The sequence below is a fragment of the Acetivibrio cellulolyticus CD2 genome, from assembly GCF_000179595.2.
Classification (GTDB): domain Bacteria; phylum Bacillota; class Clostridia; order Acetivibrionales; family Acetivibrionaceae; genus Acetivibrio; species Acetivibrio cellulolyticus.
In genome coordinates this window covers 3,043-3,775 of sequence record NZ_JH556656.1, presented here as the reverse complement: position 1 = coordinate 3,775, position 733 = coordinate 3,043, and the positions used below count along the sequence as shown (strand labels likewise).

Here is a 733-nt window from a genome sequence, read left to right as displayed (position 1 = left end):
TGCTTCATTGAAATTACTGACATTATTAATACACCTCCGAATGTTTTATACCTCCGCAATACTCATCTAATATGAGAAACCATCAATGGCAACATCTCATACATCATATTACGTGCGTATTTTCGTTTAGTAGTATAACACATAGTCTTCATTTTATCAATAATTTTTAATAATTAATTATATTGCGAAACATGCAATTGACAATCTATAAGCTAATGCTTTAAAATAGTAAGTTGGAATAGTTATGCTAATTCTTAATACTAATTGAATGAAGGAGATCGGGTTTTCGACAGTTGCTAAATAAATAATTAATTCAAAAGCCGCTAAATATCGGCTTTTTTTGTGTCAAATTCTAAATAAAATTTGTTGTATATGTTGTAATTATGTTGTATTTTGTTGTATGTTTTGATATGATAAGTATATGAAACTATATTATGACAAACATGCAAAAGATCCCATTTACTACGCCCAACAAGGATTTCGAAATGGGAAAAAACAACTACAAAAAATGTTGCAAAAATTGGGAAACATTCTGATCTCTTGAAGATTACAAGTGATCCTTTGTCCTATGCAAAAAACAGATTCAGAAGTATAATGATGAACTGAAGAATAACAAGGTCTCAATGGAGGTGGTTATAGATTTTGATGAAAAGATTAAATCAAGCAATGACCTTGTATCTTCAAGTAATCGGGTAAATATGGGGTATTTTATTCTGCAGAAGATATACCATGA

The 733-nt window shown here is 29.5% G+C and carries 1 pseudogene; it reads left to right on the top strand.

The features are described from left to right. Positions 1-421: 421 nt before the first annotated feature. Positions 422-733, top strand: a pseudogene (locus tag ACECE_RS32610) (IS1634 family transposase); the annotation flags it as partial.